Raw genomic sequence first — 22,155 nt, forward strand, 5'->3', positions numbered from 1 at the left:
GGGCAGCGGTCGTCGACGGTTGCCCGAATGCGCCCCGGCCACCCGTATGCATCTGGTATGCGCCGATCGGGTGGCCTTCAACCGCCGATCCCAGCTACTCCTGTGCCGGCAGGGCCACTTCGGTCGCCGCCTCCGGTCCCCGCTCCAGCAGGACGTCGAAGCCGTCCTCGTTCAGCACGGGCACCTTGAGCTGCATCGCCTTGTCGTACTTGGAGCCGGGGTTGTCCCCCACGACGACGAAAGACGTCTTCTTCGAAACCGAGCCGGTCACCTTGGCCCCGCGGCTCTGCAAGGCCTCCTTCGCGCCGTCGCGGGTGAAGCGTTCGAGCGTGCCGGTGACCACGACGGTGAGGCCGTCCAGGGGGCGGGGACCGTCGTCCTCGCCGGAGCCCTTCTCCTCCATGCGGACGCCGGCCGCCTTCCACTTGCGGAGGATCTCCCGGTGCCACTCCTCGGCGAACCACTCCTTAAGGGAGGCGGCGATGATCGATCCGACGCCGTCGGTGCTCGCCAACTCCTCCTCGGATGCCTGCTCGATCCGCTCGATCGAGCGGAATTCACGGGCCAGCGCCTCGGCGGCGACCGGGCCGACATGACGGATCGACAACCCGGTGAGAACGCGGGCGAGCGGGCGTTCCTTGGCGGCGGCGATGTTCTCCAGCATGGCGAGCGCGTTCTTGCGGGGCTCGCCCTGCTGGTTGGCGAAGACCGTGGCGATCTTCTCCTCGCCGGTCTTCGGGTCGCGCTTGGGCAGGCCGCTGTCCTGGTCGAGGACGTACGCCGTGATGGGCAGCAACTGCTCGACGGTGAGGTCGAACAGGTCGCCCTCGTCGATCAGCGGCGGCTGCTCGGGCTCCAGCGGCTTGGTCAGGGCGGCCGCGGCGACATAGCCGAAGTGCTCGATGTCCAGCGCCTTGCGACCGGCGAGGTAGAACAGGCGCTCACGCAACTGGGCGGGGCAGGTGCGGGCGTTGGGGCAACGCAGGTCGATGTCGCCCTCCTTCATCGGCCGCAGGGGCGTGCCGCACTCCGGGCACTCGGCCGGCATCACGAACTCGCGCTCGCTGCCGTCGCGCAGGTCGACGACCGGGCCGAGGATCTCCGGGATGACGTCACCGGCCTTGCGCAACACCACGGTGTCGCCGATGAGGACGCCCTTGGCCTTGACGACGTCCTGGTTGTGGAGGGTGGCGAACTCGACCTCGGAACCTGCGACCTTGACCGGCTCGACTTGCGCGTACGGCGTCACCCTGCCGGTGCGGCCGACACCCACGCGGATGTTCACCAGCTTGGTGTTGACCTCCTCCGGCGCGTACTTGTACGCGATCGCCCAGCGTGGGGCGCGGGCCGTGGAGCCCAGGCGGCCCTGGAGGCGGATCTCGTCGAGCTTGACGACGACGCCGTCGATCTCGTGCTCCACGGAGTGACGGTTCTCGCCGTAGTACGCGATGAACTCCCTTACGCCGTCGAGGCCGTCGACCACTTTGTTGTGCCGGGAGGTGGGCAGGCCCCAGGTCTTGAGGAGGTCGTAGGCCTCGGAGAGGCGGGTCATGCCGTCGAAGCCCTCCAGGGCGCCGATGCCGTGGACGACCATGTGGAGGGGCAATGTCGCCGTGACCTTCGGGTCCTTCTGGCGCAGTGAACCCGAGGCGGAGTTGCGCGGGTTGGCGTACGGCTTCTCACCGGCGGCCACGCGGCGCGCGTTGAGGTCCTGGAAGGCCTCCATCGGGAAGTAGACCTCGCCGCGGATCTCGACGAGCCGCGGGACACGGTCGCCGTTCAGCCGGTGCGGGATCTCCGCGATCGTCATGACGTTGGGCGTGATGTCCTCACCGATCCGCCCGGTGCCCCGAGTGGCCGCGCGGGTGAGCCGGCCGTCCTCGTACGTCAGGTTCACCGCCAGGCCGTCGACCTTGAGTTCGCACAGGAAGTGGTGATCGGACGCCCCGACGTCCTTGGCCACTCGCTCGGCCCAGGCGGCGAGCCCCGCGTCGTCGAAGACGTTGTCGAGGGAGAGCATGCGCTCGCGGTGCTCGACCTCGGCGAGATCGGTCGCGAACTCCACAGCGACCTTCTGGGTCGGCGAATCCGGGGTGCGCAGCTCGGGGTACGACTCCTCCAGGGCCTCCAGCGAGCGCATCAGCTCGTCGAACTCCGCGTCGCTGATGACGGGAGCGTCCTTCACGTAGTACCGGAAGCGGTGCTCCTCGATCTGCTCAGCGAGCTGCGCGTGCTGGTCGCGTGCCTCGGCGGGCACCGTCGTCTCCGCTTGCTTGTCGCCGGCCACCGTGTTGTCCTCCCGTTACTCTGGGTTGTCAGCGAGGGATCTCGCCGCCCGGGCGCAGTGGGCGAGCGCCCGGCGGGCGTACTCCGGGGAGGCGCCCGCGAGTCCGCACGCCGGAGTGACCGTGACCGCCTCCGCGAGCAGCCCCGGCCGCAGCCCCAGCCTGCGCCACAGCGTCCTGACACCCATGACGCTACCGGCAGGGTCCGACAATGCGCTGTCCGTGCCGGGTACGACACCGGTGAAGAGGTGGGTACCCGCTTCCACCGCCTCACCGATCGCGTCGTCGTCACGTTCGGTGAGGAGTGAGAAGTCGAAGGAGATCGCCGCGATGCCCGCCCGGCGCAGCAGGGCGAAGGGGACGTCCGGTGCGCACGAGTGGACCACGACGGGGCCGCTGTCGTGAACCCCGACGACGTCGCGGAGGGTGGCCTCGACGATCTGGCGGTCGACGGCGCGGTGGGTGCGGTAGCCGCTGGCACTCCTCACCTGGCCGCGCAGGACCGCGGTGAGGGAGGGCTCGTCGAGCTGGAGGACGAGCTGGGCCCCGGGGATACGGCGCCGCAGCTCCGCGAGGTGCAGGCGCAGGCCCTCGGTGAGGGAGGCGGCGAGGTCGCGGCAGGCGCCGGGGTCGGAGAGGGCGGCCTCGCCGTTCCTCAGTTCCAGGTTCGCGGCGAGGGTCCAGGGGCCGACGGCCTGCACCTTCAGCGGGCCCGCGTACTCCTGGGTGAACTCCTCCAGCGCGTCCAGGTCCTCGCCGAGCCAGGAACGGGCCCGCCTGGTGTCCCGGCCCGGGCGGTCGCCGAGGCGCCATCCGCTGGGCTCCACGCGCGCGTACAGCTCGACGAGCATCCCCGTGGTGCGGCCGATCATGTCGGCGCCGGGACCTCTGGCCGGGAGCTCGGGGAGGAAGGGAAAGTCCTCGAAGCTTCCGGTGGCCGTCTTGGCCGCTTCCCGGGCGTCGGCGCCGGGGAGTGAGCCGATACCGGTGGCGGGACCGAAGCGAAAGTTGTCGTTCACGGGGTGCAGCCTACGTAGGTTGAAGGAGTGCCCTTTCAGCCAACCGAGTCGGATGGTGGGTGGGCAAAGGCCGGGGCCTGGGGGCGGAGCCCGCCAGGTGGGATCAGCGGCCCGGGCGGACTGTCATGTCGTTGATCTCCGCGTCCCTCGGGAGGTCCAGCGCCGTGAGGATCGCCGTGGCGACGGACTCGGGGTCGATCCACCGCGCGGGGTCGTACTCCTTGCCCTCCTGCTGGTGGACCTTCGCCTGCATGGGGCTCGCGGTGCGGCCGGGGTAGACCGAGGTGACGCGGACGCCGTTCGCGTGCTCCTCCTGGCGCAGGGAGTCGGCGAGGGCCTTGAGGCCGTGCTTGGAGGCCGCGTAGGCGGACCAGTCGGCGTGGGCGTTGAGACCCGCGCCGGAGTTGACGAAGACCACGTGCCCCCGGGCGGCCCGGAGTTGGGGCAGGAAGTGGCGGGTCAGCTCGGCCGGCGCGATGAGGTTGACGTTCAGCTGGTGGCGCCAGGACTTGGGCGTCAGGTCGCCGACGGGGCCGAGGTCGACCACGCCGGCGATGTGCAGCAGGGAGTCCACCCGGTCCGGGAGCGTCTGGTGGGAGAAGGCCCAGGACAGCTTGTCCGGGTCCGCGAGATCCCCGACCAGCGTCTTCGCGCCGGGGAACTCCGCCGCCAGCTCCTTCGCCCGGCCGGCGTCGCGCGCGTGCAGCACGAGGTCGTCCCCGCGCGCGTGCAGACGGCGGGCGACGGCCGCGCCGATGCCGGATCCGGCGCCGGTGATCACATGAGTAGCCATGACGGCCATGCTCGCATCACCGCGGACCTACTCGATGCCCTGGCTCTCTTCCAGGTAGGCCAGCGCGCCCACCGGCTCCTGAGCGAAGAACAGCAGGTCGGTGAGGGGGCGGGGCAGGAATCCCTCGTCCTCCATGCGCCGGAACTGCTCCTTGAGTCCGTCGTAGAAGCCCGCGGTGTTCAGCAGGACGACCGGCTTGTCGGTGTGGCCGTGCTTCTTCAGTTCCAGGATCTCGGTGGCCTCGTCCAACGTGCCGGTCCCGCCGACCATGATGACGACGGCGTCGGACTTCTCCAGCAGCAACCTCTTGCGTTCGGCCAGGTCACGCGCGACGACCATCTCGTCCACACCGACCCGCGCCTTCGCCGCGAGGAAGTCCACCGACACCCCGCACAGCCGGCCGCCCGCCTGCTCCACGCCGTCCGCGACCACCTTCATCAGGCCCACGTCGGAACCGCCCCATACGAGCGTGTGGCCGCCCCTGCCCAGCAGCTCCGCGAACTCCCGCGCGGGGCGGGTGTAACGGTCGTCGAGGTCGGCGGCGGAGAGGAAGACGCAAATACGCATGGAGCCACCGTACGCGGGAAGAACCCGGGGCCCGCGAGCGCTTCTCCGGTATGGCAGACGGACACACGATCACAATCGAGCAGGGCGCCCGGCACATCCGGGTCGTCCACGGCGACCAGGTGCTGGCGGAGACCGACCGGCCCCTCCTGCTGAGGGAGACCGGCTGTCCCGTGCGGTACTACATCCCCGCCGAGGACGTACGCCTGGACCTTCTCACTCCCTCCGAGACGCACACGTACTGCCCTTTCAAGGGGACCGCGTCCTACTGGTCGCTGCCCGACGCGGCGGACCTCGTCTGGGCGTATCCGGACCCCAAACCCGACGTCGCCAGGATCAAGGACCACCTGTGCTTCTACGAAGTCGAGGTGTCGTGACCCGATGAGGCCGCTGCCCGGTGGCAGTCTGCACAGGCATGGACAAGAGGATTCTTTCGCGCGACGGCACCGAACTCGCCTATACGCGCGCCGGGACGGGCCCCGCCGTCATCCTGGTGAGCGGGGCGATGTCGACGGGCGGCACGGTGGCGCCCCTGGCCGGGCTTCTCTCGGGCCGCTTCACCACCCTGTGGTACGACCGCCGGGGCCGTGGCGAGAGCGGTGACACGGCGCCCTACGCGGTCGAGCGGGAGGTCGAGGACCTTGCCGCGCTCATCGACGCGGCGGGCGGCGAGGCGGCGCTGTACGGCATCTCGTCGGGCGGTGCGCTGGCGCTGCGGGCGGCGGCCGACGGGCTGCCCGTGCGCCGGGTGGCCGTGTACGAGACGCCGTTCGCCCTCGACGCGGAGGGTGCGCGGGGGCGCGCCGAGTACACCGCCCGACTGACCGAGGCGCTCGCGGAAGGCCGGCGCGGGGACGCGGTCGAGCTGTTCCTGCGGCTGACGGGTCTGGCCGAGGAGATGATCAAGGGGGCACGGCAGTCGCCGATGTGGGCCGCCATGGAGGGGATCGCACCGACGCTGGCGTACGACGACGCCGTGATGGGCGACGGACTGGTCCCCCAGGAGCGGCTGGCCTCGATCGACGTCCCCGTGCTGGCCGTCGCGGGCGGGGAGAGCCCCGATTGGCTGAAACAGGCCACCCGCGCGGTCGCCGACGCGGTCCCCCGGGGCGCCTATCGCACCCTGGAGGACCAGACCCACATGGTGGACCCGAACGCGCTGGCGCCGGTGCTCAGCGAGTTCTTCGCGCCGTAGACCGAGCCTCGGCGGGGAGGGCGGTTAGGCGACCGCCGTCCGCGCGCGCGTGGTCGACGCGATGGTCGCCGAGCCCACCACGCGTGTGCCGTCGTACAACACGATCGCCTGGCCGGGGGCCACCCCGCGGACCGGTTCCCCGAACAGCACCCGCAGCTCGCCGTCGACCAGTTCCGCCGTCACCTCGGTCTCGCCACCGTGGGCGCGGAGCTGGGCGGTGTAGGTGCCGGGGCCGGTGGGGGCGGTGCCGCACCAGCGGGGCTTGACGGCCGTCAGCCCGGTGACGTCGAGCGCGTCGGCCGGGCCGACCGTCACCGTGTTGTTCACGGGCGAGATGTCGAGGACGTAGCGCGGCTTGCCGTCGGCGGCCGGGGTGCCGATGCGCAGGCCCTTGCGCTGGCCGATGGTGAAGCCGTACGCGCCGTCATGGGTGCCGAGCTTGGCGCCGGACTCGTCGACGATGTCGCCCTCGGCCTTGCCCAGCCGCTTCGCCAGGAAGCCCTGGGTGTCGCCGTCGGCGATGAAGCAGATGTCGTGCGAGTCGGGCTTCTTGGCGACGGACAGGCCCCGGCGCTCGGCCTCCGCGCGGATCTCGTCCTTCGTGGTGACCGTGTCGCCGAGCGGGAACAGCGCGTGGGCGAGCTGCTTCTCGTCCAGGACGCCGAGGACGTACGACTGGTCCTTGGCCATGTCGGAGGCGCGGTGCAGCTCACGGCTGCCGTCCTCGTGGACGATCACCTTCGCGTAGTGGCCGGTGCACACCGCGTCGAAGCCCAGCGCGAGCGCCTTGTCCAGGAGGGCGGCGAACTTGATCTTCTCGTTGCAGCGCAGGCACGGGTTGGGGGTGCGGCCCGCCTCGTACTCGGCGACGAAGTCCTCGACGACGTCCTCGCGGAAGCGGTCGGCGAGGTCCCAGACGTAGAAGGGGATGCCGATCACGTCGGCGGCGCGGCGCGCGTCGCGCGAGTCCTCGATGGTGCAACAGCCCCGGGCGCCCGTGCGGAAAGATTGTGGGTTCGCGGAGAGCGCGAGGTGGACGCCGGTCACGTCGTGGCCGGCTTCGGCGGCGCGGGCGGCGGCCACGGCGGAGTCGACCCCGCCGGACATGGCGGCGAGGACACGGAGGGGGCGGGGGCGCTGCGGGGTGTCAGTCATAGCTCTTCAAGAGTACGGGGGTGCGGGAACCGGAGCCCGCGGATATCCGTTGTCGATCTCAGGGGGCGAGGAAGGATCCCATGGGGGCGAGGCAGAAGGACTCGGATCGGCGGATCGGGCGGCGTGCCCTGCTGGTGGGCGGCGCCGTAACGGCCGTCGGCTCGGCCGTGCTGGCGCGTGACGAGCTGGCGCACCTGTGGTGGCGGCTGCCCGGGGTGGAGAAGCCCCGGGTGGAGGGCGCGGTCGACTACCGGGGCGCGCGCTGGGTGGCGGCCTCCTCGGCGAACTGGCGGCGCGCGGACCGGCCGGACGACTACGACGTCGACATGGTGGTCATCCATGTCACCCAGGGCGACTACGGCAGCGCGGTGAAGGCCTTCCAGGACCCGGAGCACAAGGCCGCCGCCCACTACATCGTCCGCAAGGACGGGCGCGTCACGCAGTTGATCCGCGAGCTGGACGTGGCGTTCCACGCGGGCAACCGGGAGTACAACGAGCGCAGCATCGGCATCGAGCACGAGGGGTTCGTGGACCGCGCCTCCTCGTTCACGGACGAGATGTACGCGGCCTCCGCCCGGCTGACGGCGGGAATATGCGCGCGGTACGGCATACCCGTCGACCGGGAGCACATCATCGGGCACGTGGAGGTGCCGGGGACGGACCACACCGACCCGGGGAAGCTGTGGGACTGGGACCGGTACATGCGGCTGGTGCGGGAGGCCGGCGCCGCCACACGCGCCTGAGGCGGACGGCCGGTTAGGGCCTGTCGTGTGGATCAGGTCGCAGGGAATCGACGGTGCCTCGTCGGTGCCGGTGAGCGGGGCCTGGGGCGTGCAGCTGCAAGGCGGAGGAGGGCGTCGATGCGATGGGGCCCCTCCTGCGCGAGCGAAGCCGAGCGTGGGGGAATCGGCAACCGACGACAACGCCGCAGATGCGCGGCCAGGCCCCGCGTCTGCGGCGTGATCCAGACGACAGGCTCTACGTCAGTCCCGCGGCCCGGGCGCGTTCCACCGCGGGGCCGATGGCCTTGCCGACCGCCTCGACGTCATCCTCCGTGGAGGTGTGGCCCAGGGAGAAGCGCAGGGTGCCGCGGGCCAGTTCGGGATCGGTCCCGGTGGCGAGGAGGACGTGACTGGGCTGGGCGACGCCGGCGGTGCAGGCGGAGCCGGTGGAGCACTCGATGCCCTGGGCGTCGAGCAGCAGCAGGAGCGAGTCGCCCTCGCAGCCCGGGAAGGTGAAGTGGGCGTTGGCGGGGAGGCGGTCCACCGGGTCGCCGCCGAGGATCGCGTCCGGGACGGCCGTACGGACGGCGGTGATCAGGGCGTCGCGCAGGGCGCCGATCTCACGGGCGAACCACTCGCGCTGCTGGGCCGCGAGCCGGCCGGCGACCGCGAAGGAGGCGATCGCGGGGACGTCGAGGGTGCCGGAGCGGACGTGGCGCTCCTGGCCGCCGCCGTGCAGCACGGGTACGGGGGTGTGCTCGCGGCCCAGGATCAGGGCGCCGATGCCGTAGGGGCCGCCGATCTTGTGGCCGGAGACGGTCATCGCGGCGAGGCCGGAGGCGGCGAAGTCGACGGGGATCTGACCGAAGGCCTGGACGGCGTCGGCGTGCAGCGGGACGCCGAACTCGTTCGCGACGTCGACGAGTTCACGGACCGGGGTGATGGTGCCGATCTCGTTGTTCGCCCACATGACCGTGGCGAGGGCCACGTCGTCGGGGTTGCGGCCGATCGCCTCGCGCAGTGCGTCGGGGTGGACGCGGCCGTAGCGGTCGACCGGGAGGTAGTCGATCGTGGCGTCCTCGTGTTCGCCGAGCCAGTGGACCGCGTCGAGGACCGCGTGGTGTTCGACGGGGCTGGCGAGGACGCGGGTGCGGCGGGGGTCTGCGGCGCGGCGGGACCAGTACAGGCCCTTGACCGCGAGGTTGTCGGCCTCGGTGCCGCCGGAGGTGAAGACGACCTCGCTGGGGCGGGCGCCGAGTGCTTCCGCGAGGGTTTCGCGGGACTCCTCGACGGTTCGCCTGGCGCGGCGGCCGGATGCGTGGAGGGAGGAGGCGTTGCCGGTTCCACTGAGGTGCGCGGTGAGTGCCTCGACTGCCTCGGGAAGCATCGGGGTGGTCGCGGCGTGGTCGAGGTATGCCATGGTGTGGCCGAGTCTACGGCGCCGTGTTCGCGGGGCTCAGGGCAAGGTCGGCCGAAGCGGGTGGGGGGTGGTGCGCCTTGCCTGCGGTGCAACTGACCGAGCGAGGTGCCCCTAGAAGCTCCACGAGACCGTGCTGTCCGCCTGCATGAAGGCGACCAGGACGATCAGGTCGGCCACTCCGAGGGCGAGGCCGAGGTAGGCGCGGCCGCGGCGGGCTGTGCCGCGCCAGAGGGCGGCGGCGGCCAGGGCGATGGCGACGGGGCCGAGGAAGACGTTGAGGACGAGGAGGCCGACGAGGCCGAGGATGAAGGCGGCGACGGCCATGCCGTCGGCGTCGCGGACACCGGTGCGGCGCGTGGCCGGTGCGGTGAGGTGCATGGTGGGCAGCTCCAGACGGTCAGTGGTGGATCTCGGGGCGGAGGTCAGTGGGTCGAGGTGTGCCGGCGTCCGTGGCGCTCGCGGAGCGCGAAGATGCCGAGCCACGCGGCGATGACGACGGCCGCGACGAGGGTGAAGGTGAACGGCGCGTGGGCGACGGTGCCCAGGACGGCGCCGAACAGCAGCAGAGCGGCGACCAGGAACAGCATGGGACGATTCCCCTTACGTTTCGGTGAACGGTTGTAGTTACAGTTGTTCACTGACTTTCGAGTCTAGCGCCCTTCACGGCTTTCCAATTACAGAGAACAGTTGTTAACTGCATGGTATGAGTCACACCTTCGGCATCCGGCAGGCCCAGAAGCAGAAGACCAGGCAGGCGCTCCTGGACGCCGCCCTGGCCCTGCTGGAGGAGCAGAGCCTGAGCAGCCTGGGCCTGCGCGAGGTCACCCGCGCCGTGGGCGTCGCCCCCACCGCCTTCTACCGGCACTTCCGTTCCACCGCGGACCTGGGCGTGGCCCTCGTCGAGGAGGCGCTGGGCAGCCTCCACCCGATGATCCGCACCACGGTGACCGCCTCGGACAACAGCGAGGAACGCATCACGCGCGCTGTCGAATTGATCGCCCGTCATGTCAACGCGTACCCCGCACATGTCCGGTTTATCGCCCGTGAGCGACACGGCGGCGTCCAGCCGGTCCGGGAGGCCATACGGGCGCAACTGGTCCGGTTCGCCGAGGAGGTGAAGGCGGAGCTGGCCAAGGACCCGGAATCCGAGGGCTGGAGCGACGACGACCTGCTGATGCTCGCCCATCTCTACGTCGACCAGATGCTCATCACCGCCTCGCTCTTCCTGGAGGCCCTGGAGGCCCCGGAGGACGAGCGGGAGCGGGCCACCCAGGTCGCCACACGCCAGATGCGGCTGATCACCATCGGGCGGCACCACTGGCTGGACTGAGCACACGCGAGGGGCGGCGCACCCGGTGCCGGGCGCGCCGCCCCTCGCCGTACGGCCGCCGTGTCAGCCCTGCCGGTCCCCGCCGCCCGGGCCGCCGCAGCCACCGTCCTGCCCGCCGTGTCAGCCCTGCCGGTCCCCGCCGCCCGGGCCGCCGCAGCCACCGTCCTGCCCGCCCCCGGGGCCGCCCTGTCCACCCTGACCGCCCTGTCCTCCTCCGGGACCACCGCCAGGCATGCCGGACGGGGCACCGCTGGGCCGTCCCGAGGCGTTGCCGGTCGGCACGCCGGACGGCGCCCGGCAGGCCTGCTGTCCGGAGTTGCCGCTGTTGGAGGGAGAGGAGTCGCCGGAGCCGCACGCCACCAGGGCGAGGGGCGAGAGCGCCAGCAGGGCCACCGCGGGGACGAGACGCGCACGCATCATGAGAAACAACTCCAGGGGAGATGAGGGAGTCCTGAGGCGGGCACTCAACCAACGGCCCTTAGGGCCTCCTTGAGCTTCTGCTGTACGCCCCCTGTCAGCGGAGTAAAGGCAGGCTCAAGCCACCCCGCTGACCAGGTGTTTCACTCGGAGGGCGCGCTCACCCGCTGGTACAGGTCCGTGACAGAGGCCACCGCCGCGCGCAGTTCCGCGCGCGCCTCCGGCGGGGAGAGGACCTCCACGCGGTCGGAGAACGCGAGCAGTTGGCGGACCTCGCTCACGAAGCCGTACGACAGCCGGGCGGTCACCCAAGGGCTCTCGCCGTCGTCCTCGGGGAGTTCGGCCAGCGCGGAGGCGTTCAGGCGCAGGAACATGTCGAGGCGGTCGCGCCGGACGCGGACGGTGACGTCGAGACCGCCGGGGCGCTCCTCGACCTGGCGGCGCAGGACCTCCCAGGCGTCGCTGAGCTCGACTCCGGGCCGCCGTCGGACGGGGTCGTCGAGGGCCTTCGCCGAGTGCACCCGGTCGGCGCGGAAGAGCTGGGGCCTGGCCCGGCGGTCGGCGACCAGGTACCAGACGCCCGCCTTGGAGACGAGGCCGTACGGGTCGACGGTGTAGGTACGGGGCTCGCGGTCGCCGCTGTGGCGGTAGCGCAGGCGCAGCCGCCGGTCGGCGAAGACCGCGTCCTGGAGGGTGTCGAGGTCGACGGCGGGACTGGGGCCGCCCTTCCAGCGGGTGGCGTCGACGAGGATGCGCCTGCTGGTGACCTCGGCGGCCGGACGGTGCGGGGCCGGCAGCGCGGCCATCACCTTGCGCAGGGCGGACCCGAGGGCGGCGTCCAGGCCCAGCGCGGCGTGCGCGCCCTGCGCGGCCAGGATGAACAAGGCGCGGGACTCGTCGGCGGTCAGGCCGGTGACGTCCGTACGGAAGCCGGCGAGCAGTTCGATGCCGCCGTGCCGCCCGCGTTCGGCGTAGACCGGGACGCCTGAGGCGGACAGGGCCTCGATGTCTCGGTAGATGGTGCGGACCGACACCTCCAGCCGGTCGGCGAGTTCGCGGGCCGGGACGCGGCCGCGGGTCTGCAGGAGCAGCAGGATCGACAGCAGGCGGTCGGACTTCACGGCCCCAGGATCGCCCCGGCACGAGGTCGAGGCAAATGTTGACGGAAGCTGTCAGGTTATCCGGGGAACCTCGGCACACCGACTCGCAGAGAGGCCCAGCATGATGAACACCGCCGACCCCCGTCCCTTCTACGCCCGCGCCACCGAACAGGCCGCCTCGCTCATCAAGACCGTACGGCCGGAGCAGTTGACCGGCCGCACCCCTTGCGGCGACTTCGACGTCCGCACACTGCTGTCCCACATGGTCGGCGGCACCCTGCGCATCGCGGTCGTCGGGGAGGGCGGCGACGGGCTCGCCGTGCGGCCGTTCGCCGAGGGGGTCGCGGACGACGGGTGGACGGCGGCGTACGAGGAGGTGCGGGAGCGGGTGCTCGCCGCCTGGGCGGACGACGAGCGCTTGACGGCGCCGGTCCGGGTGCCGTGGGGCGAGGTGCCGGGGCACGCCGCCCTCTCCGGGTACGTGATGGAGCTCGTGACCCACACCTGGGACCTCTCCGAGGCCGTGGGACATCCCCTGGAACTCGACCCCGAACTGGCCGAGTTCGCGCTCGCGGCCGCCCACCGCGCCCTGCCCGACGCCCAGCGCGACGAGCAGACCCCGTTCGACTCCGCACTGCCGGCCCCCGAAGGGGCCGACGCCTACGAACAATTGGCCGCGTGGCTGGGCCGCGGGCCCCTCAGCCGAGCCTGACCCGCGCCAGCTGCCGTGACTGGGCCACCAGCCGGTCCGCGCTGTCCCAGACCTCCGCGTCCTCCTCCAGGAAGCCGCCGGCGAGGTTGCGGGTGGTGATGGAGACGCGCAGGGGGCCGGGGGCCGGGCGGGAGCGGACGTGGACGGTCAGCTCGACGGTCGGCACCCAGCCCTTGATGCCGAGTTCGAAGGCGGTGGGCGGCAGCGCGTCCACCGCGAGGAGCAGCGAGAGCGGGTCGTGGTCGCGGCCGTCGGCGAGGCCGAACCAGGCGCGCATCTCGCCCTTGCCGGAGGGCTGCCCGAGCGCCCAGCCCAGGGTGGAGGGGTCGAGCTTGAGCATCAGCCGGTCGGTGATGGCCGAGCTGCCGTCCACGGGGGCCGGTCCGTCCTCGGGGCCGAAGCAGTGCGCCATGGGCGGGATCGCGGGCGGCTTCGCCGTGGTGCGCACGTCGTCCGGGAGGGAGTCCAGGTCGCCGTAGGAGGCCAGGACGCGGATCCGCTCGACCTCGCGGCCCTGGTCGTCGTACTGGAAGAGGGAGGCCTGGCCGGTGGAGAGGGTGCGGCCGGTGCGTACGACGTCCGCGCGGACGACCGCCGGTCCCGGCTGGGAGGCGGTCAGATAGTGCGCGGAGATCGTGAACGGGTCGCCGTGCGGCAGGGTGTCCGCGAGGGCGCGGCCCAGGACGGCCAGCAGATAGCCGCCGTTGACGGCGTTGATGATCGTCCAGCCGGCCGAGAGGTCGATGTCGTAGACGCCCGGTTCGCGCCGGGTGAGCGCGGTGTCACGGTCGAACTCGCTGTCGCCGATGCCGGCGCACATGGTCCCGGTAGCTGCTTCTGGCATGGCTGAACGGTACAACATGAGATTACTAAGCGGTAGCTTTGGCATGCGCCCTCTCCCCGCCAAGGTGAGATGTGGTCAATTTCTCGGTAAGCGTCCCCACTCGTCCGTCAACCCTGGGCCCCGGCTTCGCCTCTTCAAAGGCATGAGCCTCACCGGAACTGCGTTCCTCTACACCCTGATCGCACTGGCCGTCGTCGCGATCGCGCTGCCACTCGTCCTGTGGTCACGAATGCGCGGACCCAGGGTCGTGCGGGCCGGGACACGGATGCTGATGCTGCTCTTCGCCCAGGGCACCGCCGTGGCCCTGGTCTTCACCCTGGTCAACAACAGCAACAACCTGTACGACAACTGGGACGACCTCCTCGGCACCGGCAACCACGTCCAGCAGGCCGCCGACCTCGGCGTCAACGGCACCGGCGGCATCGCCCTGGAGCGGCTGCCCAAGGTCGCCCAGAAGTTCAAGTCCGCGCACGGACCGGGTATGAACCAGGCCGGCGGAGTGCGCGTCACCCAGCTCAAGGGCCGTGTCTCCGGGGTGAACGCCGAGGTCTACGTCTGGCTGCCACCGCAGTACGACGAACCCGCCTACCGTCACCACAAGTTCCCCGTCGTGGAGCTGCTGCCCGGCTATCCCGGCTCGGCGAAGGCCTGGTTCGGGTCGCTGAAGGCGCACGAGCAGCTGCTGCCGCTGATGCGCGACGGGCGCGTGGCTCCGTTCATCCTGGTCGCGCCGCGCACCTCCCTGCTCCCCGGCGTCGACACCGGCTGCGCCAACCTCCCGGGAACGGTCAACGCGGACACCTGGCTGAGCGTCGACGTGCCCAAGATGGTCATGGACAACTTCCGGGCCGAACCGGCGCCGCGGGGCTGGGCGGTCGCCGGGTACTCGGCCGGCGCGCACTGCGCGGTGAAGCTGGCGGTGGCACACCCCGACCGCTACCGGGCGGCGGTGAGCATGTCCGGCTACAACGACCCGATCGGCGAACGTGACTCACTGGCCGCCGAGACCCCGGCCCTGCGCGCGCAGAACAACCCGTTCCTGCTGCTGCGCAAGCGGGCCGTGCCGCCCCGGATCGCGCTCTACCTCTCCGGTCAGCCGCACGACGGCTACGAGGCCGCCGTGGCCCTGGAGCAGATCGCGAAGGCGCCGACCGCCGTGCACGTGGTCTACATCCCGAAGAGCGCGGGCGGTCACACCATGGCGCTGTGGCGGCCACAGGTGGTGCCCGCGTTCCTGTGGTTGACCCAGGAGATGGGCGCGGGGCACATCACACGCGGAGCCACCGGGGCCGTGGGGGACGGCGGGGGCACTACTCCTCCCGCACCGTCGAGCGACGGTTCCACGCGCGCGGAGCTCGCCAGTGGTACCGCATCGCGAGCAGGCGCAGTACGAAGGCCGTGATCGCGGCGAGGCCGCTGGTCACCGGGTTCAGGGCGTCGTTCCGTATGCACAGCACGACCAGGGTGGCGCCGACCATCGCGGGGACCGCGTAGAGATCGCGGTCCCAGCGCAGCAGTGAGGGCACCTCGTTGGCCAGGACGTCACGCAGCACACCGCCGCCGACGGCGGTGGCGAGGCCGAGGGCGGCCGACGAGGTCAGGCCGAGGCCGTACTCGTACGCCTTGGTCGTGCCCGTGACGCAGAACAGGCCGAGGCCCGCCGCGTCGAAGACGTTCACGCCGGCCTGGATGCGCTCCACCTGCGGGTGGAGGAAGACGACCAGCAGGGCGGCGAGCAGCGGCGTGAGGAAGTACCCCAGGTCGGTGAAGGCGGCCGGCGGCACCGCGCCGATCACCACGTCCCGGAACAGTCCGCCGCCCAGCGCGGTGACCTCGGCGAGCATGGCGATGCCGAAGACGTCGAAGTTCTTGCGGACGGCCAGCAGCGCGCCGGAGATGGCGAAGACGAAGATGCCGATCAGGTCCAGGGTGTGCTGGACGGACGGGGTGAAGAGTTGCTGGAGCACCCTTCCATTCTTACGCAACACAAAACCCCTGCCTTACATTGCAAGGCAGGGGCTCCGCGTAGGGCTACTTCTCGGTGGTGTCAGAGGCCTCAGCGGCTTCGGAAGTACCGGTGGTCTCCTTGGCGACCTCCGCCGCCACCGCGGCCGACGTCGCCGCCGACTCCGCCAGGACCTCGTCGGCCACCAGCTCAGCGGCCTCCTTCGCGGCGCTCAGCAGGACGGTGTCCTGCGGGGCCTGGTCCGCGAAGTTCTCCGGGTGGTGGCAGGCGACCTGCTGGCCGGGACGCAGCTCGAGCAGCGGCGGCTCGGTGGTCCTGCAGATCTCCGTCGCCTTCCAGCACCGGGTGTGGAACCGGCAGCCGCTCGGCGGCGAGATCGGCGAGGGCACGTCGCCCTTGAGCAGGATCCGCTCGCTCTTGGCGTTCTTGCGCCTGGGGTCCGGGATCGGCACCGCCGACATCAGCGCCTTGGTGTACGGGTGCATCGGCGTCCGGTAGAGCAGGTCGCGGTCGGCCAGCTCCACGATCTTGCCGAGGTACATCACCGCGATCCGGTCCGAGACGTGCCGGACGACCGAGAGGTCGTGCGCGATGATCACGTACGTCAGGCCGAGCTCCTCCTGGAGGTCGTCGAGGAGGTTCACGACCTGCGCCTGGATCGACACGTCCAGTGCGGAGACGGGCTCGTCCGCCACGACCAGCTTGGGGTTCAGGGCGAGCGCGCGGGCGATGCCGATGCGCTGGCGCTGACCGCCGGAGAACTCGTGCGGGTAGCGGTTGTAGTGCTCGGGGTTGAGACCGACCACCGACAGCAGCCGCTGGACCTCCGTCTTGATGCCGCCCTCGGGCTCGACGCCCTGCAACCGGAAGGGGGCGCCGATGATCGTGCCGATGGTGTGGCGCGGGTTCAGCGACGAGTACGGGTCCTGGAAGATCATCTGCACGTCACGGCGCAGCGGACGCATGCCCGCCACCCCGAGATGAGTGATGTCCTTGCCCTCGAACTCGACCTTGCCGCCGGTCGGTTCGAGCAGCCGGGTGATCAGCCGGCCCATCGTGGACTTGCCGCAGCCCGACTCGCCCACGACACCCAGCGTCTCCCCGGCCCTGACCTCGAAGTCGATCCCGTCGACCGCGTGCACCGCCCCGACCTGCCGCTGGAGCAGGCCCTTCTTGATCGGGAAGTGCTTCTTCAGCCCGGTCACCTTCAGCAGGGTCTCGCCGGGGGCGGCGTCCTTGGTGAGGGTGGCGCCGTCGGCCTGCGCGGACTTGGTCACTGCTTTCTCGTCACTCACAGCTTCGGCGCAATCTCTTCGGTCCAGATACGCTCCCGCTGCTCCTTGCCCAGGTGGCAGGCGGCCCAGTGCCGGCTGCCGACCTCGGCCAGCTCCGGACGGACCGTGCGGGTGACGTTGTCCTTCGGGAGGTCCGCGTACGGGCAGCGCGGGTTGAAGGCGCAGCCGGACGGGATGTTGATCAGCGAGGGCGGGGAGCCCTTGACCGGGATCAGGCGCTCCTGCTGCTCGCGGTCGAGACGCGGCATCGAGCCGAGCAGACCCCAGGTGTAGGGGTGGCGGGGCTCGTAGAACACCTTCTCGGCCGGACCGCGCTCCACGCATCGGCCGCCGTACATCACCAGGATGTCGTCGGCCAGTTCGGCGACGACGCCCAGGTCGTGGGTGATGACGATGACCGCGGAGCCGAACTCCTTCTGCAGGTCCCGGATCAGGTCGAGGATCTGCGCCTGGACGGTCACGTCCAGGGCGGTCGTCGGCTCGTCCGCGATGAGCAGCTCGGGGTTGTTGACCAGCGACATCGCGATCATCGCGCGCTGGCGCATACCGCCGGAGAACTCGTGCGGGTAGCTGTCGACACGCTTGTCCGGCTGCGGGATGCCCACCCGGTCGAGCATCTCGACCGCGCGGCGCTTGGCGGTCTTCTTGTCGACGTCGTGGTGGATGCGGTACGCCTCCACGATCTGCTGGCCGATCGTGTAGTACGGGTGCAGCGCGGACAGCGGGTCCTGGAAGATCATCGCCATCTGACGGCCACGCAGCTTGCGCACGTGGTCGGGGTCGGCGGACAGCAGCTCGGTGCCGTCCAGCCAGATCTCGCCGGAGAGCTGCGCCTTGCGCTTGCCGTACTGGCCGGCGGTGTGCAGACCCATGATGCCGAGCGAGGTCACCGACTTGCCGGAGCCCGACTCGCCCACGATGCCGAGGGTCTTGCCCTTCTCCAGCTGGAAGCTGAGCCCGTCGACGGACTTGACCAGGCCGTCGTCGGTCGGGAAGTGCACCTTCAGGTCGCGTACTTCGAGGAAGGAGCTCGGCGCCGACGAGTTGCTCGTGGGTTCGCCCACGGCCGCTCCGGTCTTGCTCAGTTCGGTCATGAGAGCCTCACTCGGGGGTCGATCACGGCGTACATAACGTCCACCACGAGGTTGGCGATGAGCACCGCGAGGGAGGTGATCAGGACGACGCCCAGGATGATGGGCAGGTCCTGCGTCTTGATGGCGTTCAGCACGGCCTGGCCGAGTCCGGGAAGGCTGAACGTGGTCTCGGTCAGGATCGCGCCGCCGATGAGGGCGCCGAGGTCCATGCCGAGCATCGTCAGGATGGGCGTCATCGTGGAACGCATGGCGTGCTTGCCGATGACGGTCTGCTCACGCAGGCCCTTGGCGCGGGCGGTGCGGATGTAGTCCTCGCCGAGCACCTCGAGCATGGTGGCGCGGGTGATGCGGGCGTACATCGCCGCGTAGAGGAACGCCAGGGTGATCCAGGGCAGGATCATGCCGCCGAACCAGCCGGAGAAGCTGTCCTCCAGGGGCACGTAGTCGCCGTTGAACCATTTCAGCCCGAAGACGAAGATCGCCAGCGAGAGCATGCCGGTGAAGTAGATGGGCAGGGAGACACCCGCGAGCGCGACGACCATCGCGGTGCGGTCCCAGAGGGTGCCGCGCTTGAGCGCGGAGAGCACACCCGCCGCGAGACCGAAGATCAGCCACAGCACGGCGGCACCGAGCGCGAGTCCCAGGGTCACCGGGAGACGGTCGGTCAGCACCGGCCAGACGGACTGCTCGGTGCGGAAGGAGTAACCGAAGCACGGCGCGGGGCAGTTCGTCACGTCACCGCCGCCCGAGTAGGTGCGGCCCGCGAAGATGCCCTTGAAGAACTCCCAGGCCTGGGTGTAGATCGGTTCGCCCAGTCCCAGCTTCTGGCGGACTCCCTCGACGGCGGCCGGGTCGGCCTGCTTGCCGACGAAGCTCAGGGCCACGTCGACGCCCGCCCACTTGGGGAAGAGGAAGAAGATGCTGAAGACCACCAGGACGATGACGACCAGCATCACTGCGGCGGCGAACAGCCGCCTGATGAGGTAAGCGAGCACAGCTCTCGGCCCGCCGCGGACCGCGGGCCACCGGAGGTCTTCCGGTGGCCCGCGGTCACGCGTCGCCGGCCTTCACCTGCCTTTCGTGCCGTACGGCGGGTGCGCCGGGTTTTTACTTCGCGGACTTCAGGCCGAGGTTGACGAAGTCGTACATACCGCTGTAGCCGTCGGTGGTGTAGACGTTCGCCAGGCGGCTGGAGCGCCAGTTGAGGAACTTCTCGAAGACGAAGGGCAGGTAGTAACCGCCCTCCATCACCTTGTGGTTGATCTCAGTGGCGATCTTGGCCTTGCCGGAGTCGTCCAGCGTGTTGACGTACTGGTCGAAGAGGCCGTCGATCGTCTTGTCGTTGATGAGCGCGAAGTTGTTGTTGGCGCTCTCAAGGATGTACTTGCTGTTCCACAGCGGCAGACCGAAGCCCTGGACGGACGGGAAGTCCGGGCCCCAGCCCATGATGATGATGCCGTAGCCCTTCTTCTTCACGTTCGAGGGGCTGCCGATGACGCTGGAGCTCTGCGAGCCGTCGTACTGGTCGATCTCGACGTTGACGCCGATCTTCTTCAGCGACGCCTGCAGCGACTGGGCGGTGGCCACCTCGACCGGCTTGTTGTTGCGGACGGCGATGGTGGTCTTGAAGCCGTCCGGCTTGCCGCAGGCCTTCAGCTCTTCCTTGGCCTTGGCGACGTTGCCGCTCTTGTTGGCACCGTTGAGCTCGAACGGGTCGTACTTCTGACCCTCGGAGCCCGGGACGGACGGCGGCAGCATGTTGGTGCCGATGTCACCACCGGCGACGGGGCCACCGCGCGCGGTCTGCAGCGACACGTGGTCGGCGCCGTAGATGACGGCGTTGCGGCAGTGGATGTTGTCGAACGGCTTCACGCTCTGCGGGAAGGTCGCGTAACGGATGTAGCCGGAGACCGGGTTGTCCAGGTTGGCCTTGTGCTGCTTCAGGGCGATGGTGCGGCCCTGCGGCGACATGCCGGTCTGGTTGAGGTCGAGGTCCAGGTCACCGCTGATCAGGCGCTGGTCCAGGTCGTTGGCGTTGGAGAAGAACTTGATCGTGATCTTGTCCGGGTACGCCTTGCGGACCGGGTCCGAGGCCTGCTTCCAGTTCTCGTTGCGGACCAGGGTGAGGTCCTTGCCCGGGTTGTACGACTGGAACTTGTAGGGGCCCGAGGAGAACGGCTTCAGCTGGTACTTGGACTTGGTGTCCATGTCCTGGCGGACCGGGGAGCCCGAGATCAGGCCCAGCATCTCCTCGAAGTCCGAGTTGGCCTTCGGCAGCTTGAAGACGATGGTCTTGTCGTCCGGCGTCTCGATGGCCTTCAGGCCCAGCTTGTCCTTGGAGGTGTCCTTGTACGGGCCCTTGTACTCGCCCTTGGGGTCGAGGACTTCCTTGATGTAGGTCGGACCGCCGGACAGCACGTCCTGCGCCCAGATGCGCTCGATGCCGTACTTGACGTCCTTGGAGGTGATCGGCTTGCCGTCCTCCCAGGTGATGCCGTCACGCAGGGTGTACGTGTAGGTCTTGCCGTCGTCGGTGATCTTGGCGAGACCGGTGGCGAGGTCCGGGGTCAGCTCCGCGCCGGCCTTGCCGGGCTCCGTCTTGTTCGTGACGAGCTGACGGCTGTAGTAGCGCGCGAAGTTCCACATCATGCCGTAGTAACCACGCGTGGTGTCCCACGAGTCGGCGTCCTGGGCGGCGCCGAACTTCAGCTCGCCGCCCTTCTTCGCCGCGGACGCCTGGGCGACCTTGTTGTTGGCGGCGTCGAAGCCGGCCGCGCCGGTCTTCGAGCCCTTGTCGCCGTCGCTGTCTCCGCCGCCGCACGCCGCCGTGGTCAGCAGCGCGGCGACCACGGCGGCAGCGGCCATGGCCTGCTTGCGCCGCCCTGAGGTGCGTTGGGTAGTCACGATCTCGGATCCTCCGGATTTGATGAGAGACCCCGTAGTCGATGCCACGGGACGCTTGGGGTACGGCAGTTCAGCGGGAGCCCTTCGGGTCCAGCGCGTCACGCACGCCGTCGCCGAAGAGGTTGAAGGCAAGGACGGTGATGAAGATCGCCACACCCGGGACCACCATGTACATGGGGTCGGAGTCGTAGTAGTCGATCGCGCTCGAGAGCATCTGTCCCCAGGAGGCCGTGGGCGGCTTGACGCCCACGCCCAGGAAGCTGAGGGCCGCCTCGGTGAGGATGTTGGTGGGGATCATCATCGTCGTGTACACGATGATGGGCGCCACGAGGTTGGGCAGCAGTTCCTTGAACAGGATGTACAGCCGCCCGGCGCCCAGCGATCGGGCGGCCTCGACGTACTCGCGCTCACGCAGCGAGAGCGTCTGGCCGCGCACGACGCGTCCGATGTAGGGCCAACCGAAGAAGCCGATGACCAGGATCATCACGAAGACACGCACGCCGGTACCGGTCAGACCCAGCATCTGGTTCGGCATGACGGAGACCAGCGCGATGATGAACAGCAGCTGCGGGAAGGCCAGCAGGCCGTCCATGATCCGGCTGATGAGCGAGTCGACCCAGCCGCCGAAGAAGCCGGCGAGGATGCCGAGGACGGTGCCGAGGATGACGGCGACGACCGCGGACAGGAAGCCGACGAGGAGTGAGATCCGGGCCCCGTAGAGGATACGGGCGAAGATGTCGCGGCCGTTGACCGGCTCGACGCCCAGCAGGTGGTCGCCGCTGATGCCGCCGAGCGACCCGGTGGGAGTGCCGAACAGCGGGTCGATCAGGTTCTCGTGATACTCGTTCGGGTCCTGCCCGACCAGGCTGGTGATCACCGGCGCGAGCAGCGCTATCAGGATGAGCACGAGCACCACGACGCCGCCCGTCAGGGCGAGCTTGTCCCTCTTCAGGCGCTCCCAGGCGATCCGGCCCAGGGAACGACCCTGTACGGCCTTCGCGCCCGCGGTGCCAACCGCCGCTTCCTCGACCGCACTCGGGGCCGCTTCCGCGGTCGGCTCGTGCAATGGTGCCGTCATCTGGCAGGGACCCCTCTCAACCGGCGGTTGGCCGGCCCGCACTTGCCGCTGTGGCGGCATTGATCAGTCCGTCGTACACAGGGGCGAACCACCCCTGGAGCGGGAGTCTTCAACGCTTTGGCGATCTGTTGCCAGACTTAAGGGTGAAAGGATGCGTAAACGTGATGCTGTCTGAGGGGTTCCGTTATCCGGACAGCCGGTAACGGCCGCCGGACGAGGATCAAACATGACAGATCTGGACATAAGGTGACACAACTGCGCT

General features: G+C 70.0%; 23 protein-coding genes. 6 read left to right on the forward strand and 17 right to left on the reverse strand.

Features of this window, described 5'->3' with window-relative positions:
• Nucleotides 1–94: 94 nt before the first annotated feature.
• The 4 genes from ligA to IG99_RS26075 form a co-directional block, all read right to left on the reverse strand.
• A complete protein-coding gene (ligA, locus tag IG99_RS26060; protein WP_037677700.1) occupies nucleotides 95–2,287 on the reverse strand; it encodes an NAD-dependent DNA ligase LigA in 2,193 nt (730 codons plus the stop codon).
• 15 nt (nucleotides 2,288–2,302) lie between these two features.
• On the reverse strand, nucleotides 2,303–3,304 hold the full coding sequence (locus IG99_RS26065; RefSeq protein WP_037677701.1) for a methionine synthase: 1,002 nt from the start codon (nucleotides 3,302–3,304) through the stop codon (nucleotides 2,303–2,305).
• Between the two features lie 103 nt (nucleotides 3,305–3,407).
• Complete coding sequence (locus tag IG99_RS26070; protein ID WP_078947905.1) at nucleotides 3,408–4,106, reverse strand: SDR family oxidoreductase; 699 nt, start codon at nucleotides 4,104–4,106, stop codon at nucleotides 3,408–3,410.
• A gap of 18 nt (nucleotides 4,107–4,124) precedes the next feature.
• The gene (locus IG99_RS26075; protein ID WP_037677702.1) at nucleotides 4,125–4,664 is read right to left on the reverse strand and encodes an LOG family protein; all 540 of its coding nucleotides are present in this window, start codon (nucleotides 4,662–4,664) and stop codon (nucleotides 4,125–4,127) included.
• A gap of 50 nt (nucleotides 4,665–4,714) precedes the next feature.
• On the opposite strand from IG99_RS26075, the gene IG99_RS26080 reads away from it, so the two are divergent.
• Together IG99_RS26080 and IG99_RS26085 are read left to right on the forward strand one after the other, a co-directional pair.
• On the forward strand, nucleotides 4,715–5,038 hold the full coding sequence (locus IG99_RS26080) for a DUF427 domain-containing protein (protein ID WP_037677704.1): 324 nt from the start codon (nucleotides 4,715–4,717) through the stop codon (nucleotides 5,036–5,038).
• Nucleotides 5,039–5,076: 38 nt separating this feature from the next.
• Entirely contained in the window at nucleotides 5,077–5,856 is a 780-nt protein-coding gene (locus tag IG99_RS26085; protein WP_037677705.1) for an alpha/beta fold hydrolase, read from the forward strand.
• 24 nt (nucleotides 5,857–5,880) lie between these two features.
• Here IG99_RS26085 and mnmA read toward each other — a convergent pair whose 3' ends face one another.
• A complete protein-coding gene (mnmA, locus tag IG99_RS26090; protein WP_037677706.1) occupies nucleotides 5,881–7,011 on the reverse strand; it encodes a tRNA 2-thiouridine(34) synthase MnmA in 1,131 nt (376 codons plus the stop codon).
• Between the two features lie 80 nt (nucleotides 7,012–7,091).
• On the opposite strand from mnmA, the gene IG99_RS26095 reads away from it, so the two are divergent.
• Complete coding sequence (locus tag IG99_RS26095; protein ID WP_037677707.1) at nucleotides 7,092–7,754, forward strand: N-acetylmuramoyl-L-alanine amidase; 663 nt, start codon at nucleotides 7,092–7,094, stop codon at nucleotides 7,752–7,754.
• Between the two features lie 235 nt (nucleotides 7,755–7,989).
• On the opposite strand, the gene IG99_RS26100 is transcribed toward IG99_RS26095, so the two are convergent.
• The 3 genes from IG99_RS26100 to IG99_RS49655 all read right to left on the reverse strand — a co-directional run bounded on the left by IG99_RS26100 (nucleotide 7,990) and on the right by IG99_RS49655 (nucleotide 9,740).
• Nucleotides 7,990–9,153, reverse strand: a complete 1,164-nt coding sequence (locus IG99_RS26100) for a cysteine desulfurase family protein (protein ID WP_037677708.1) — start codon at nucleotides 9,151–9,153, stop codon at nucleotides 7,990–7,992.
• A 111-nt stretch (nucleotides 9,154–9,264) separates the two neighbouring features.
• Nucleotides 9,265–9,531, reverse strand: coding sequence for a hypothetical protein (locus IG99_RS26105; protein WP_037677709.1), 267 nt, complete (start codon nucleotides 9,529–9,531; stop codon nucleotides 9,265–9,267).
• A 44-nt stretch (nucleotides 9,532–9,575) separates the two neighbouring features.
• Nucleotides 9,576–9,740 (reverse strand): hypothetical protein, encoded by a 165-nt coding sequence (locus IG99_RS49655; protein WP_037677711.1) that lies wholly within the window; start codon nucleotides 9,738–9,740, stop codon nucleotides 9,576–9,578.
• 116 nt (nucleotides 9,741–9,856) lie between these two features.
• Here IG99_RS49655 and IG99_RS26115 point away from each other — a divergent pair, with 116 nt between their 5' ends.
• Entirely contained in the window at nucleotides 9,857–10,483 is a 627-nt protein-coding gene (locus IG99_RS26115) for a TetR family transcriptional regulator (protein WP_037677713.1), read from the forward strand.
• Nucleotides 10,484–10,603: 120 nt separating this feature from the next.
• Here the strand turns inward: IG99_RS26115 and IG99_RS48875 are convergent, their stop codons facing one another.
• Complete coding sequence (locus tag IG99_RS48875; RefSeq protein ID WP_037677714.1) at nucleotides 10,604–10,903, reverse strand: hypothetical protein; 300 nt, start codon at nucleotides 10,901–10,903, stop codon at nucleotides 10,604–10,606.
• 140 nt (nucleotides 10,904–11,043) lie between these two features.
• Entirely contained in the window at nucleotides 11,044–12,021 is a 978-nt protein-coding gene (locus tag IG99_RS26125) for a helix-turn-helix transcriptional regulator (RefSeq protein ID WP_037677716.1), read from the reverse strand.
• A 103-nt stretch (nucleotides 12,022–12,124) separates the two neighbouring features.
• On the opposite strand from IG99_RS26125, the gene IG99_RS26130 reads away from it, so the two are divergent.
• Nucleotides 12,125–12,712: a TIGR03086 family metal-binding protein gene (locus IG99_RS26130; protein ID WP_199815602.1), complete on the forward strand. Its 588-nt coding sequence runs from the start codon at nucleotides 12,125–12,127 to the stop codon at nucleotides 12,710–12,712.
• On the opposite strand, the gene IG99_RS26135 is transcribed toward IG99_RS26130, so the two are convergent.
• Complete coding sequence (locus tag IG99_RS26135; protein WP_037677718.1) at nucleotides 12,699–13,556, reverse strand: thioesterase family protein; 858 nt, start codon at nucleotides 13,554–13,556, stop codon at nucleotides 12,699–12,701. The genes IG99_RS26130 and IG99_RS26135 overlap by 14 nt on opposite strands.
• A 142-nt stretch (nucleotides 13,557–13,698) precedes the next feature.
• On the opposite strand from IG99_RS26135, the gene IG99_RS26140 reads away from it, so the two are divergent.
• Entirely contained in the window at nucleotides 13,699–14,958 is a 1,260-nt protein-coding gene (locus tag IG99_RS26140; RefSeq protein ID WP_037677720.1) for an alpha/beta hydrolase, read from the forward strand.
• On the opposite strand, the gene IG99_RS26145 is transcribed toward IG99_RS26140, so the two are convergent.
• From IG99_RS26145 to IG99_RS26170, 6 genes are all read right to left on the reverse strand, one after another.
• Nucleotides 14,867–15,523, reverse strand: a complete 657-nt coding sequence (locus IG99_RS26145) for a trimeric intracellular cation channel family protein (RefSeq protein ID WP_037677723.1) — start codon at nucleotides 15,521–15,523, stop codon at nucleotides 14,867–14,869. The two genes, IG99_RS26140 and IG99_RS26145, sit on opposite strands and share 92 nt — an antisense overlap.
• Nucleotides 15,524–15,587: 64 nt before the next feature.
• Entirely contained in the window at nucleotides 15,588–16,799 is a 1,212-nt protein-coding gene (locus IG99_RS26150) for an ABC transporter ATP-binding protein (RefSeq protein ID WP_051865887.1), read from the reverse strand.
• A gap of 14 nt (nucleotides 16,800–16,813) precedes the next feature.
• On the reverse strand, nucleotides 16,814–17,911 hold the full coding sequence (locus IG99_RS26155; RefSeq protein ID WP_037677727.1) for an ABC transporter ATP-binding protein: 1,098 nt from the start codon (nucleotides 17,909–17,911) through the stop codon (nucleotides 16,814–16,816).
• Nucleotides 17,908–18,906 (reverse strand): ABC transporter permease, encoded by a 999-nt coding sequence (locus tag IG99_RS26160; RefSeq protein WP_037677729.1) that lies wholly within the window; start codon nucleotides 18,904–18,906, stop codon nucleotides 17,908–17,910. Before IG99_RS26160 ends, IG99_RS26155 begins: the two co-directional genes overlap by 4 nt.
• Before the next feature lie 112 nt (nucleotides 18,907–19,018).
• Nucleotides 19,019–20,815 (reverse strand): ABC transporter substrate-binding protein, encoded by a 1,797-nt coding sequence (locus IG99_RS26165; protein ID WP_037677731.1) that lies wholly within the window; start codon nucleotides 20,813–20,815, stop codon nucleotides 19,019–19,021.
• A gap of 70 nt (nucleotides 20,816–20,885) precedes the next feature.
• Entirely contained in the window at nucleotides 20,886–21,893 is a 1,008-nt protein-coding gene (locus IG99_RS26170; protein WP_037677733.1) for an ABC transporter permease, read from the reverse strand.
• Nucleotides 21,894–22,155: the final 262 nt, after the last annotated feature.

The sequence above is a fragment of the Streptomyces griseus subsp. griseus genome, from assembly GCF_000720255.1.
GTDB lineage: Bacteria > Actinomycetota > Actinomycetes > Streptomycetales > Streptomycetaceae > Streptomyces > Streptomyces griseus_I.